Origin of the sequence: Planomonospora sp. ID82291 (assembly GCF_015711645.1) — a bacterium.
GTDB lineage: Bacteria > Actinomycetota > Actinomycetes > Streptosporangiales > Streptosporangiaceae > Planomonospora.
Genome location: NZ_JABTEX010000004.1, coordinates 566,662 through 580,335, shown reverse-complemented (window position 1 = coordinate 580,335; position 13,674 = coordinate 566,662). Strand labels below are relative to the sequence as shown.

11 protein-coding genes are annotated in these 13,674 nt (G+C 70.3%); 6 read left to right on the top strand and 5 right to left on the bottom strand.

What is annotated here, in order from left to right; genetic code table 11:
• Positions 1 to 73: 73 nt before the first annotated feature.
• The 3 genes from HS045_RS27045 (at position 74) to HS045_RS27035 (ending at position 2,911) form a co-directional block, all read left to right on the top strand.
• Positions 74 to 595 (top strand): hypothetical protein, encoded by a 522-nt coding sequence (locus HS045_RS27045; RefSeq protein ID WP_196454286.1) that lies wholly within the window; start codon positions 74 to 76, stop codon positions 593 to 595.
• Positions 596 to 623: 28 nt separating this feature from the next.
• Positions 624 to 2,204: a class I adenylate-forming enzyme family protein gene (locus HS045_RS27040; RefSeq protein ID WP_196454285.1), complete on the top strand. Its 1,581-nt coding sequence runs from the start codon at positions 624 to 626 to the stop codon at positions 2,202 to 2,204.
• 119 nt (positions 2,205 to 2,323) lie between these two features.
• On the top strand, positions 2,324 to 2,911 hold the full coding sequence (locus HS045_RS27035) for a TetR/AcrR family transcriptional regulator (protein WP_196454284.1): 588 nt from the start codon (positions 2,324 to 2,326) through the stop codon (positions 2,909 to 2,911).
• Here the strand turns inward: HS045_RS27035 and HS045_RS27030 are convergent.
• The gene (locus HS045_RS27030) at positions 2,874 to 4,457 is read right to left on the bottom strand and encodes an MFS transporter (RefSeq protein WP_196454283.1); all 1,584 of its coding nucleotides are present in this window, start codon (positions 4,455 to 4,457) and stop codon (positions 2,874 to 2,876) included. The genes HS045_RS27035 and HS045_RS27030 overlap by 38 nt on opposite strands.
• 745 nt (positions 4,458 to 5,202) lie before the next feature.
• Between HS045_RS27030 and HS045_RS27025 the strand changes: the two genes are divergently transcribed.
• The 3 genes from HS045_RS27025 (at position 5,203) to HS045_RS27015 (ending at position 8,192) form a co-directional block, all read left to right on the top strand.
• The gene (locus HS045_RS27025; protein WP_196454282.1) at positions 5,203 to 6,591 is read left to right on the top strand and encodes an FAD-binding oxidoreductase; all 1,389 of its coding nucleotides are present in this window, start codon (positions 5,203 to 5,205) and stop codon (positions 6,589 to 6,591) included.
• A gap of 293 nt (positions 6,592 to 6,884) precedes the next feature.
• Entirely contained in the window at positions 6,885 to 7,541 is a 657-nt protein-coding gene (locus tag HS045_RS27020) for a DUF6803 family protein (RefSeq protein WP_196454281.1), read from the top strand.
• 42 nt (positions 7,542 to 7,583) lie between these two features.
• Complete coding sequence (locus tag HS045_RS27015) at positions 7,584 to 8,192, top strand: CueP family metal-binding protein (protein WP_196454280.1); 609 nt, start codon at positions 7,584 to 7,586, stop codon at positions 8,190 to 8,192.
• Positions 8,193 to 8,325: 133 nt separating this feature from the next.
• Here HS045_RS27015 and HS045_RS36280 read toward each other — a convergent pair whose 3' ends face one another.
• Genes HS045_RS36280 through HS045_RS26995 form a run of 4 tightly spaced genes read right to left on the bottom strand, consistent with a single transcriptional unit; the run spans position 8,326 to position 13,613 of the window.
• A complete protein-coding gene (locus HS045_RS36280) occupies positions 8,326 to 8,802 on the bottom strand; it encodes a (2Fe-2S)-binding protein (RefSeq protein ID WP_196454279.1) in 477 nt (158 codons plus the stop codon).
• Positions 8,803 to 8,817: 15 nt separating this feature from the next.
• Positions 8,818 to 11,136 (bottom strand): molybdopterin cofactor-binding domain-containing protein, encoded by a 2,319-nt coding sequence (locus HS045_RS27005; protein ID WP_196454278.1) that lies wholly within the window; start codon positions 11,134 to 11,136, stop codon positions 8,818 to 8,820.
• Between the two features lie 3 nt (positions 11,137 to 11,139).
• A complete protein-coding gene (locus HS045_RS27000) occupies positions 11,140 to 12,375 on the bottom strand; it encodes an oxygenase MpaB family protein (RefSeq protein ID WP_196454277.1) in 1,236 nt (411 codons plus the stop codon).
• Positions 12,363 to 13,613 (bottom strand): oxygenase MpaB family protein, encoded by a 1,251-nt coding sequence (locus tag HS045_RS26995; RefSeq protein WP_196454276.1) that lies wholly within the window; start codon positions 13,611 to 13,613, stop codon positions 12,363 to 12,365. The genes HS045_RS27000 and HS045_RS26995 overlap by 13 nt, the downstream gene beginning before the upstream one ends.
• Between the last annotated feature and the right edge of the window lie 61 nt (positions 13,614 to 13,674).

Below are 13,674 nucleotides of genomic sequence, written 5' to 3'. Positions count from 1 at the left end.
TCGGCAACAGGCCTGCCGGGTGCCACCGCAATCTTTAAATATATAATACGTTATACAACGAAAGGATTATATTATGGGTGTTGATCTCACCGATACCTCGGAGGTCGTGACGGTCCACGTCGCGACACCCGCCGACCTGCCGGGGATCGTCGGCCGCTCGTTCACCACGCCCTGGTTCTCGGTCGACCGTGACCGCTCGGAGCAGTTCGAGTACGCCACCTACCTCGACGGCTACCCCCACCCGTACGAGGAGGAGGAGGGCGAGGGCTACGGCGACGGCCTCGTCGAGGGCTTCCACCTCCTGGGAATGATCGACTTCCTGCTCAACCACGTGCTGAGGGCGGACTTCAGGTGCGTGCCGTGGAACTACGGGCTGGACCGGGTCCGGTTCGTGTCGGTGGTCCGCCTCACCGACCGGTTCCGTATCACCGGGACCATCAGCGAGGTCATCGACCGCGGCGCCCAGGGGCACCTGGTCGTCGCCGACCTCATCGCCCAGGTCGAAGGCCGCGACAGGCCCGCCTTCGTCGCCACACAGCGCGCCCTGTGGGTCACCGACATCGCCTCCGGCCCGGCCGGCCGGCCCACCTCCTGACCTCCGACACCTGAGGACGCACCCACCCATGACGCAGATCGTCGCCACTCTGACCCCGCACCAGCAGGCACTGCGGGGCAAGACCATCCCCGACGCCCTGGACGCCGCCGCCCAGGCCTGGCCGGACCGGCCGGCCCTTCACGAGATCGAAGGGGAGAAGCGCTCCCTGACCTGGAGCCAGGTGCGGACCGTGACCGCCGCCGTCCGCTCCGGCCTGGAGACGGCAGGCGTCCGCCCCGGCGACAAGGTCGGCGTGATCGTCCGCAACCAGCTCGAGTTCCCCATCGCCTGGCTGGCGATCGTCGAGGCCGGCGCCGCGATCGTGCCGCTCAACCCCAAGTACACCGCCCGGGAGATCGACTTCGTGCTCGGCGATGCCGGGGCGACCTGGCTGATCGGCACGGGCGACCTCCTCGAAGCCACCGCCGACGACGGCCGTATCGGCCCGGTCGACCTGGACCACGTCGTCTCGATCGGTGCCGGCGACCTGGCCGCCCTCAGCTTCGACGATCTCCTGCAGACGCCCGCGACACCCCGCCGCACCGACCTCGACCCGCTCGACATCGCCAACATCCAGTTCACCTCGGGCACCACCGGGCTGCCGAAGGGCTGCCTGCTGACGCACGAGTACTGGATGGAGATGGGCATCTTCGGCGCCACGCTCAACCCGGACTCCGTCCGGCTGCTGGCCGACCACCCCTTCTACTACATGCAGAACCAGGCGTACCTGATGGTCGCCCTGTTCAAGGGCGGAGCCCTCTACATCACTCCAGGCCTGAGCCGCCGCAAATTCATGAACTGGCTGCACGACTACCGCATCGACTTCGCCTGGATCGACGAAGACCTCCTGCTGTTCCCCGAAGACCCCCGAGACAAGGACCTCGCCCTCACCCGCGCGCCCGTGGCCGGGATGCCCGGCGAGGCGTATGCGCCGATCGAGGAGCGTTTCGGGATCAAGGCCCGCGAATGCTATGCCAGCACCGAGATCGGCTCGGGCACCGCCGTACCCTTCGAGCGCGACGATCTGGCGGGCAACGGCTCGATGGGCTTCTGCTTCCCCAACCGCGAATCCAAGATCGTCGATGAGCGCTTCGAAGAGGTCCCCCCGGGCACCGCAGGAGAGCTGTGCTTCCGCGGACCCGGCATGATGCTGGGCTACCACAACCGCCCCGAGGCCAATGCCGAGCTGTTCCTGCCCGGCGGCTGGTTCCGCACCGGCGACATCGCCGTCAAGGACGCCGACGGCCAGCACTTCTACATCGGCCGCCTGCGCGACATGATCCGCCGCAGCGGCGAGAACATCTCCGCCGCCGAACTCGAACTCCACATCGGCACGATGCCCGGCGTCGACGACATCGCCGCCGTCCCCGTCCCCGACCCCGACCGCGAGGAAGAGGTCAAGGTCATCATCGTGCCCGAAGGCGGCGCCGACCTCACCGCCGATCAGGTCGTCGCCTGGGCCCGGGAAGGGCTGGCGCCGTTCAAGGTGCCCCGGTACGTGGAGTTCCGCACCGAGCTGCCCTACACCGCCAGCGGCAAGATCCACAAGGCGGCGCTCAAGGAGGAGCCGAACCCCCTGCACGAGGGCGTCATCGACACCCGGCTCTGACCCGCCGGCCCCGGGGCGGGCGGCGACGGAGCCGCCCGTCCCGGGACGGGCGGGCCCGGGATCCCCGATCCCCTAGAATGTAATTACCGTTGTACAAAAAAATTCGCCAGGAGGTGCCGGTGCCGATCCAGGTCGATCACGACGAGCGGCGCGAGAAGATCGTGAACGCGGCGGTCCGGGTTCTCGGGGAGCGTGGTTTCGCCAACTTCTCCCTGCGCGCGGTCAGCGACCGGCTCGGCGGGTCGGTCACGCTGGTCACCCACTACTTCCCCAACCGCGAAGCACTGCTGGTCAGGATGCTTGAGCAGACGCTGGACGACGCCCGCTCAACGCAGGAGGAACTGGCGGCGATCGAGGATCCGCACGATCGGCTGGAGGCCGCCGTGCGGTACTTCCTGCCCACCGATGACGAAGCGCTGGCCATCGAACGCGCCCGCGTCGCCCTGGCCAGCCACCGCGACGTCGAACCCTTCATCCAGCAGTATCTGGATCTCATCGAGCCGGTGATGCGGGAGCTGATCCGGACCGCCGTCCAGGACTTCATCGGCCGGCACCGGCTTGACGCCACCGTCGACCTGATCCGCGTGTGGACCAGCGGAGTCGTGCTCTCCACGGTCGAGCATCCCGAACTGTGGACCCCCGAGCACCAGATCGAGGCCCTGCACCACTTCATGAACCTGATCGACCTGCCGGTCGCCGCCCTCTGAGGACCTGCGGCGGACCCGGCCGACCGCGGTCCCGCTGATCGAGCTCCTGCCCCCGCAGCAGGAACCAGGCCACGACGGCGGCGGTCAGGAGGATCACCGCACCCGCGCCGCTGGCGAGGACGATGCCGTCGACGAAGGACGTGCGGGCGGCCTCCAGCAGAGCCGCAGCGGTGTCGGCAGGCAGGCGGGAGGCGGCTTCCACTGCGCCGCTCAGGGACTCGTGCGCCGCGGCCGGCGTTCCGGCCGGCCCGGTGAAGCCCTGGTACGTGCCCGTCACTATGGAGCCGAGCAGTGCGATGCCGAGGGCGGCACCCAGCTCGTAGGCGGTCTCGGACACCCCGGCCGCGGCCCCGGCCTGCTCCTTCGGAACGCTGGACAAGATGACGTCGGCGGTCACGGTGAAGGAGCACCCGGCGCCGAGGCCGACCATCAGCAGGGCGGTGAGCAGCAGCGGATAACCGGTGGACTCGTCGATCGCGGTGAGCAGGGCGAGCGCCAGGCCGATGACGGCGAGCCCGCCGCAGACCACGGTGCGGACCGAGAAACGGCGCGCCGCGCGTCCGGCGACCAGTCCGGCCGCGATCGCCCCCACGGCGGTGGGCAGCTCGGCGAGCCCGGCCTCGAACGGTCCCCGTCCCTGAACCAGCTGCAGGAACTGCGAGAGGAAGAAGACGAGGCCGGACAGTCCCAGGATGGTCAGCATGTCCGCCAGCACCGCGCCGCTGAATCCCCGATGGCGGAACAACCCGATGTCCAGCAGCGGAACCGCGAGCGTCCGCTGGCGGCCGACGAACAGGTACAGGGCTGCGGTACCCAGCACGGCCGCGGCGAGCGGAGCCAGGCCGAACCCGTGCGCGGCGGTCTCCTTCAGGGCGTACACGAGGCCGAACATCCCCGCCATGGACAGGGCGACTCCGGTCAGGTCCCACGGGCCCGGAGCGGGGTTGCGGGACTCGGGCAGCAGCTTGCCGCCTATGACGATCAGCACGGCCATCACGGGCAGGTTGATCAGGAAGACCGAGCCCCACCAGAAGTGCTCCAGCAGCAGGCCGCCCAGCATCGGACCGGCCGCCATCCCCGCCGAAGCGGTGGCGCCCCACACGCCGATGGCGACGCTGCGTTCGCGTGCATCATCGAAGAGGTTGCGGATCAGGGCGAGCGTCGCGGGCATGAGGGTGGCGCCCGCCACCCCGAGCAGCGCACGCGCAAAGATCATCATCTCGGGCGTCGAGGCGTAGGCGGTGAGCACCGATATCGCGCCGAAGCCCGCCGCGCCCAGCAGCAGGACGCGCTTGCGGCCGACACGGTCCCCCAGGCTGCCCATGGACACCAGGAGCCCGGCCAGGACGAAGGAATAGACGTCCCCGATCCACAGCAGCTGGGTGCCCGACGGATTCAGGTCCTCACTGATGTAGGGCGTCGCCAGACCCAAGACGGTCGAGTCGACGGCCACCAGCAGAACGGCCAGGATGAGTACCGACAGCGCCAGCCAGCGGCTGGGCCGCCTGGTCGCCGGAGTGCCGGCCTTCCCCAAGGCGCTGGTCATGGTCGTTCCTTTCGTCTGCGCTCATCGAGCAACAGCTCGTGATCGAGTCAATGAAGGCGGATGCCCGGCCTGTACGGCCGCGGTACGGCCCGCCGCAGCCGAACGCCGCCGCCGAACGCCGCAGCCGAACGCCGCGGCGGCGCGCCTCGACGGCGCGGTGATGCGGCGCTTCCCCGGACCGACGACATGCCACGCCCGCCGGACCGGGGCGGCGCACCGTTCGGCGCCTGCGCGCACCCGTGGACCACGGCCGGACTGCCCCGTTCCCCCGAAGTCCGCCGCTCGCACCCCGTCGGCGTTTCATGCACCAACAGATATATAACGCTCATTACACAAAAGCAAGGCCGGTCGACCTCATCGCTGCGACGTGCGGATCCAAGTCGGCGAGAGGGCCGGGCGGAGATGCGACGGGATGCGGACCCGGATCTCGGGCCGCACCCCGACCACCACGAGCCCGAACGGCCCGGCGAGGCCGACGACATCGCATTCGACATATTGCTTGCGTTATGTAATGGGTGTTGTATATTGAAGGCCATCTTACGCACGGTCTCCATGAGGGAACCGCCGGTCCACTTCGGCGCAGGCCGGGGAGACGGCCGGCGGTAAAGGCGCGCTGCCGCTCACCGCGGCTCAAGGGCGATCGCGCCACGGCTTCTCCGCCCTGCCGCTCTGAGGCGGCCCTGCCCGATTCGACCCCCTTCTCCAAAACCAGCCCTTCTGTGGACGGACACCTACCGAGGTACGCATGCACACCACGTCCCCGCACCCCGATGCCGCCGCGAGCGCGCTGAGCGGAGCCAAGCACGTCCCGCTCTGGCTCGACGACCCCGGTCGGCCCGCACCGCGGCCCGCTCTGACCGGCGACGCGGCAGCGGACCTGGTCATCGTCGGTGCCGGATTCACCGGCCTGTGGACGGCGGTGCGGGCCAAGGAACGCGACCCCGGCCTCGACGTGCTGCTGCTGGAAGGGGACCGGATCGCCGAGCACGCCAGCGGCAGGAACGGCGGTTTCTGCAATGCGAGCCTCACCCACGGCTCCGCCAACGGCCGCGAGCGCTGGCCCGAGGAGTACGACACCCTGCACCGGCTCGGCATGGACAACCTCGACGCCATCGCCGAGACCATCGCGCGCTACGGCATCGACTGCGACTTCACGCGCGGCGCCTCCCTCAACGTCGCCACCCGCGAGCACCAGATCGCCGCCTTCCAGCCCGACCTACCCGGATTCCTGGACCAGGACGCCGTCCGCCGACTCGTGGACTCCCCCACCTACCTCGCCGGCCGGATGGACTCCGACGAATCCGTTCTGGTGAACCCCGCCCGTCTGGCATGGGGGCTGGCCGCGGTCGCCGAAGACCTCGGCGTGCGCATCGCCGAGCACACCCCGGTCGAGCGCATCACCGACCACCAGGACGCCGTCGTGCTGCACACGCCCCAGGGGCGGGTGCGGGCCCGGCAGGTCGCCCTGGCCACGAACGTCTTCACCTCGCTGCTCGGCTGGCGGAGATACGCGGTCGTCCCCGTCTACGACTACGTTCTGGCCACCGAGCCCTTGGCTCCCGAGCAGCATCGCTCCATCGGATGGGACCGCCAGTTCGGCATCAGCGACACCGGCAACCGGTTCCACTACTACCGCCGCACCCCCGACGGGCGCATCCTGTGGGGCGGCTACGACGCCGTTTACCACTACGGGCGCTCCATCCGACCCGAGCACGAAGACCGCGAGAAGACCCACACCCTCCTCGCCGACCAGTTCTTCGAGACCTTCCCCCAGCTGAAGGGTGTCCGTTTCACCCACCGCTGGGCCGGCGTCATCGACACCAGCACCCGCTTCTGCGCCTTCTACGGTCTGACCCGCAACGACCGCGTCGCCTACGCCGCCGGCTTCACCGGCCTCGGCGTCACCGCCGCCCGCTTCGCCGCCGACGTCATGCTCGATCTGCTGTCCGGCGAACCCACCGAGCGCACCCGCCTGCGCATGGTCCGCCACCAGGGCGTGCCCTTCCCCCCGGAACCGCTGGCATGGATCGGCATCCAGATCACCCGATGGTCGATGGCCCGTGAAGACCGCACCGGCCGCCGTAACCTCTGGCTGCGCCTCCTCGACCGCCTCGGCCTCGGTTTCGGCTCCTGATCCCGCGGCCGTCGGCTCCGGCCGGCGGCCGATCGACCGCCGAGCCCGGTCGCGCCGGCGACGCGGTCAGGGAGAAGCCGCCACGGCTGGTCGCCCGGCCGTTCGTCGCGGACCTTCGCCCCTGGCGGTCAGGTGAAGGTCCGCCGCACCGCGCCATCGGCCGCACCGCACCACCGCACCACGGAGAACCCGCCGGGTGGCTCTCCATCGAATCTTCATCGAACCCGCAGGGTGACCTTCGGGGAAGCACCCGATGCTGAGGAGGTCGGCGACCACACCACAGGAGGAACGACATGTCCGCCACCCAGACCCGTCCCGCCAGCGCCACCGCCACCGCCCCGACGGCGCACCGGCCCCGATGGGCTCTGGGGACCGCCGTGGCCGGCGCCGCGGTACTGGCCGCGACCGCCGGCGCGTTCGCGCTGCCGGCCCTGCCCACCGACGGCGCCTCCGTGGCCATGACCCACTACATGGAACTGCTGGCCACCAACCAGCCGTGGAACCTGCTGATGTTCATGGCCGCACCGGTCGTCCTGGCCGAGACCGTCGCGATCACCGAACTGGCCCTGCTGTTCAACCGCGACGCCAAGGCGTGGGTCACGTCCCTCAACCGCTGGGCCGGCATCATCGGCGGCCTGTACTTCCTCGCCGTCTTCGGCTACCTGATGGTCAACGCCGCCATCCCCCTGACCACCGGCGGAGGCTGGCGCGGGCCGATCGACGTCATCGCCGTCGGCGGCTACCTGTCCGGCGTCGTCCCGCTGTTCGGCATCGCCCTGCTGGAGCTGCGCGTCCTGGGCCGCGGCCTCACCGACACCGCCCGGCTGAAGTGGCACGCCGCCTTCGTGGGACTGTTCCTCATCGTCGCGCACATCGCCATGATCTTCGGGATGCTCGACCCGACGCTGTTCGGCTACCACACCGCGGGCCACGCCGGCATGCACATGTGAACGCCCTGAACACCACGACGAGACGCAGCGAAGGATCCAGGGATGAAACGACTCGTCATCGCGACCGCGGTCTCCGCCCTGCTGCTGACCGGGTGCGCGACCCCGGGCGACGACACGACCGCCGCCCCGGCCACCACCGCGCCGAGCGCGGCACCGTCGGCGTCCGCCGGAGCCGGACCGCTGCTGGCCTCCCACGGCCTGGACGGCAAGAGCACCGTGGAGATCATCGACCATCTCGACCGGTTGAGCCTCCAGGAGCGCCCGACCGACCTGAGAGCGTCGGTCCGACCCGGCGAACTGGTGGTCTCCGGCGGCGCCCAGGAGGTCGGCCTCCCTGTCCCCGATGACCGCTTCTACCTGTCGGTGGCCCCCTACACGGATCAGACCCACGAGTGCTTCCACCACTCGCTGACCACCTGCAAGGGCGAACTGGCCGCCCGGGACATACAGGTGAAGATCGTGGACGAGACCAACGGCAGGGTGCTGGTCGACGAGACGCGCACCACCTTCGCCAACGGGTTCACCGGTTTCTGGCTGCCCCGCGGCATCGAGGGCACCCTGAAGATCACTTACGGCGGCAGGACCGGTGAGGCGGAGATCACCACCGGCCAGGAGGCGCCGACCTGCCTGACCACGCTCCGCCTCGCCTGAGGCCCGGCGATCGCGTCCGCGGTCGGATCCCCGGCGTCGCCCCGTGCCCGCCGGGCGGGCCGGGACCGCGGCGGCGGGCCCCGGGGATCGCCGGGCGCCGCCGCGGCGGCGCGGACCGCCCGGCCGTACGGTCTCACATGTCCTTCGCACCTGCCCGGATGGCCTCGCGGATGCGGAAGTAGGTGCCGCAGCGGCAGATGTTGCGGAGGCCGTCGAGGTCGGCGTCGGTGATCTCGCGGCCCTCGGCGGCGACCCGGCGGACCAGTGCCACGGCGGCCATGATCTGGCCGGGCTGGCAGTAGCCGCACTGGGCGACGTCGTGGTCGATCCACGCCCGCTGCATGGGGTGCAGGTCCTCGCCGACCGTGGCCGCCAGCCCTTCGATGGTGGTGACCTCGTCGGTCGGCCGGAGGTCCGCGACGGGGACCGCGCAGGGGTTGACGGCGCGGCCGTTGACATGGCTGGTGCAGGCCTTGCAGACGTTGATGCCGCAGCCGTACTTCGGCCCGGTGATGCCGAGGATGTCGCGCAGCACCCACAGCAGGCGCACGTCGCCGGGGACGTCGACGGTGACCTGCTCCCCGTTGACGCGGAAGGTGTACTCGGGCACTCGGATCTCCTGGTCTCAGCGGGCGTGGTCCAAGCCGTCGGTCGGGGAGGGCGGAACGGGCGGGACGGTCGGTTTGGGGGTGAAGGAGAGCGTGCCGTGGTTGATCGGGAAGCCGGTGGGCATCGTCCCGGTCGCACGGCCGTACGCGCAGGCGACCGCGGCCATCGACGCGGCGACGCCCAGTTCCCCTGCGCCGCCGGGCTTCTCCGAGCCGCTGGGCATGATGATGATCTGGAGTTCGGGCGGGGTGTTCCACTGCCGGGTGTAGAAGTAGTTGTCCCAGCTCGCCTCGAGGAAGTACCCGTCGCGCAGGTGCAGGCTGGAGGTCAGGGCCAGCGCGATGCCGTCCATGATGCCGCCCATCATCTGCGCCTCCAGGCCCCGCGGGTTCACGACGAGGCCGACGTCCACCACGAACACGGCCTTGGTGACGCGCGGTCCGGCCACGCCGTCGCGGATGGGCCGGCCGACGGTCTCGGGCCGGCAGTCGATCTCCACCAGCGCGGCGCTGACGGACTTGTACTCGGCGTGGAACGCGATGCCCTGCGCGGTGCCGGCCGGCATCGGCCGCCCCCAGCCGCCGGCCTCGGCCGCCTTCTCCAGCACCGCCCGGGAGCGGTCGTTCCGGAGGAAGTCGCGCCGGAACCGGTAGGGGTCCCTGCCCATCCTCGCCGCGAGCCGGTCGACGATGAGCTCCCGGGCGCAGGTGACGTCGGGCGAGTAGACGTTCCGCATGCTGCCGGTGTTGAAGCCCTTGTCCGTCTCGCTGAGCAGCCGGCTGCTGCTCCCGAAGTCGTAGGACATCGTCTGGCTGAGCTGGAAGAACGTCTCGGAGAAACCGATGTCGCCCACCGGGAGCTTCGCGGCCGTGGCGGTGATGATCTCACCGAGCCCGTGGCCGAGGTCGGTGGAGACGCTGGTGTGCCGCTGCTTGTAGCTCAGCACGGTGTCGCCGAGGTAGGAGACGCGCACCCGCGAGGTGGCCATCGGGTGGGTGCGGCCCTGCCGGGAGTCGTCGGCGCGGTGCCACATGAGCTTGACGGGCTTGCCGAGCTTCTGGGAGACCTCGGCGGCCTCCAGCGCGGCGTCGGAGAAGAGTTTGCGCCCGAAGGAGCCGCCGCCCTCGGTGACGTGCACGGTGACCCTGCCGACCGGCAGCCTCAGCGTGGCGGCGATGGCCTGCTGGGCGACGATCGGCGACTTCAGCGACGACCAGATCTCGGCGCGGTCGGCCCGCACGTCCGCGATCGCGCAGTTGGGCTCCAGCGCGCTGTTGCTGCGGAAGTGGAAGGTGAACCGCTCCTCCACGACCGGGGTCGGCGGCCTGAGCCCGATCGGAAGCTCCGCGGCCTCCAGCTCCCGGAGCACGGTCTCGTCGGACTTCCCCTCCGCGGTGCCGGGCTTCCAGGAGACCTTCAGCGCGCGTACGGCGTCGATGCACTGGCCGAAGGTCTCGGCGCGCACCGCCACCCCGGTGGAGACCGTCACGACGTCGGTGACGCCCGGCATGGCGCGGACCTCGGCGAGGTTGGCCACCGGGCCGACCCTGCCGTTGATGGTCGGCGGCCGGCAGATCATCGTCGGCTTCGCGCCCGGGACGTCGAGATCCATCGTGAACTTCTTGCGCCCGGTCACCGCGTCCAGCGCGTCGATCCGGTTCTGCGGCCTGCCGATGACGGTGAAGTCCTCGCGCGGCGTGAGCGTCACCGGCACCTGCCGGGTCCGCGTGCTCGCGGCCGTCCCGGCGAGCGCGCCGATGCCGACGCTCGCGCCGGAGCGGGCGGTGACCACCCCGTCCTTCAGTGCCAGGTCGGTGACCGCCGAGCCGAGCTCGACGGCCGCGGCGGCCAGCAGCCGGAGCCGGGCGACGGCGGCGGCGACCCGGATCGGGGTGTAGGTCGCGATGGTCGTGTTCGACCCGCCGGTGAGCTGGTTGAACACGAGCTCCGGCCGGGCGTCGGCCAGCGTGACGCGCACCCGGTCCAGCGGTACGGACATCTCCTCGGCGATCAGCATGGCCGTCGAGGTGGTGATGCCCTGGCCCACCTCGGCCCGCGGCAGCGCGAACGAGACCGTGCCGTCCGGGTGGACCTCGACCGTGACCAGGCCCGAGGTGGGCAGCGCCGCCAGGGTCATCATGTCGTTGAGGTCGAGTATCTCCGTGATCTCCGGCGAGGGCAGCCGGATGTCGGGCGAGGGCGGCCGGATGTCGGGCGACGCCGTCACCCCGAGCTCGGCGGCGGCCACCAGGGTCGGGGCCGCCAGCACGTATCCGAGGAACCGCCGCCGCCCGACGGCCTCGTCCGGCGGCATGCCGTCATTCGATCCCGTCATCGCTCAGCGGCCCGGGACCGGACGGTTGATCACGGGAATGTCGATCTTGGTTTCCTTGAACTTGGTGAGGTAGAGCAAGATGTACCTCCGCGCGGCCTCGTCGATCACCCAGGCGGTCTCGGGGACCAGCGGCAGCGGGATGAGGCCCTCGCGGAACTTCACCAGTTTCGGCCAGACGGCGGGGATCACCCGGTCCCACACCGGCTCGCGCTCGATGCCGTCCCAGTCGGCCACCTGGTCGCCGACCAGGTACCGGGCGAGCGCGTTGCACAGGGACCGGCTGGCCCGGGTGCCGAGGCTGGTCTGCTCGGCGAGCTGGTCCAGCAGGATGTCGGTCAGCTTCACGCCCTCGGTCGTCGGGCCCGTGTTCCGGGGCAGGATCTGGTCCGACTGGGCGTCGGCGTCGGCCCACGACGCGGGGACGTACTCGTCCCTGATGCCGAGCATGTGCGCGGTCACCTGCCACACGTGCAGGTACGCCTCGGACTCGGCGGGAGTGATCGGGACCTTCCACTCGAGCATCCTGCGCATGGCGAAGGTCGGCAGGGTGTGCCAGGTGACCAGCATGTCCTCCTGGCTGATCGGGATCTCCTCGCCGGAGACCTCCTTCCAGTGCGGGGACTGCGGCAGCAGGTGCCGCACCGCCGCGTGCACCAGCCGGGTCTTCACGGCCTGGACGATGCAGGTGCCGTCGGGCCGGTAGGCGTTCAGGTCTCCGACGGCGAACCCCAGGAGGCTCGTCTTGGCGACCCGGTCCTCCATGTCCGCGCCGCCCTTGGAGTAGTAGACCGAGAGGGCCTCCTTGGGGATGGCGGTGCTCAGCATGCCGCCGCCCACGCCGTTGAGCAGGTTGAGGTACAGCCCGCGGGACTTGTTGAACCCGGCCGCGCGCTCCAGCTTGCCCCGGTCCGCCCATGACGGCAGCCGGCGCGCCTCCTCCATGAAGTCCCGCAGGTCCGCCGGGAGCCCTTCGGGCAGGGGCTGGTCATTGCGGTCCCAGTTCCAGAGCAGACGGTTGACCTCGGGGATGAGGCCGCGCTCGAAGAGCGAGGCGACCAGGGGGTCGGCCGCCTCGTCCCACACCCACCGGGGGTCGGCGCCGGCGCCGACGCCGGCGATCGAACCGCTCGGCGACCAGGTCCAGGGGGTCGCACGGGCCGGGAACGCCGCCCCCAGCGCTCCGAGCGCCCCCAGGGCCCCGCCCGAGATCAGCATCCTGCGCCTGCTCAGCTCCGCCATGCCGGGCTCCCCGGGTAGTTCGGGTTGTTGGCCACCGGGATCTCGATGCTGATCTCCCTCAGCTCGGACAGGTAGAGCAGGACCAGCTTGCGGATGAGCTCGTCGAGAAGCCAGTAGACGTTGTCCGTCCCCGGGAACACCTTGAGCACGCCCTCGCGGACGGCGATGAAGGGCTCCCAGAACGTGTCGAGGATCCCGTCCCAGAACGGGTACCTGCGGATCTTCAGCCATTCGGCGATCTGGTCGCCGAGCAGGAAGCGCGTGAACGCGCCGAGTATGCGCTTGCTGAGGATGCCGGCGTCGATCTGGGCGCCGAGGTTGAGCAGGATGTCGGCCAGTTTGAGACCCTCGGGCGTCGGGGCCAGGATCGGGTCCAGGACCTGCTCGGCCTGGGAGTTCGCCTCGGCCCACGACGCGGGGATGTACTCGTCCTTGATGCCGAGCATGTGCCCGGCCAGCTGCCACGAGTGCAGGAAGGCCACGGACTCGTGGTCGGGGATCGACACCTTCCACGAGGTCAGATGCTTCATGACGGTCGTGGGCAGGCTGTGCCAGGTGACCATCATGTCCGCCTGGCTGATCGGGATCTCCTCGTCGGCGGCCCCCTGCCAGTGTGGGGACTTCGGCAGGAGGTGGCGCACGGCCGCGTGCACCAGCCGGGTCTTGACGCAGGTCACGATCATTTCGCCGTCGTCGTCGTAGGCGTTCCGGGACCCGATGTCGTACCCGAGCTTGGCGGTCTTGGAGATGCGGTCCTTCATGTCCGCGCCGCCCTGCGAGTAGTAGACCGCACGCGCCTCCTTGGGGATGACCGTGCTGATCATCCCGCTGGCGAAGCCGTACAGCACGCCGAGGTAGAGGCCCCGCTTGTCGTTGAACTCGACCGCGGTGGCGAGCTTGCCCCGGTCGGCCCACGCGGGCATGCTGCGCGCCTTCTCCATGAAGGCCCGCAGGTCCGCCGGGAGCCCGTCCGGCAGCGGCTGGCCGTTCTTGGTCCAGGTCCGCAGCAGCGCGTTGACCCTGGGCACGTCGCCTCGGTCGATCAGCGAGGCGACCAGCGGATCGGCCTCCTCGTCCCACACCCACCGCGGGTCGAGGCCCGCCCCCGTGCCCGCCACCGAGCCGCTGGGCGACCACGTCCACACGCGCGCCTGCGCGGGTGTCGCGAAGCTCAACGCCCCGATGGTGCCCAACGCCCCGCCCGCCTTCAGCAGGTCGCGTCTACTGAATTCGCCCATGCCTCCGCCCCTCTCCTGAGGTCGAGATCACCGCTGATACGATGAGACGTATAGTGCATCT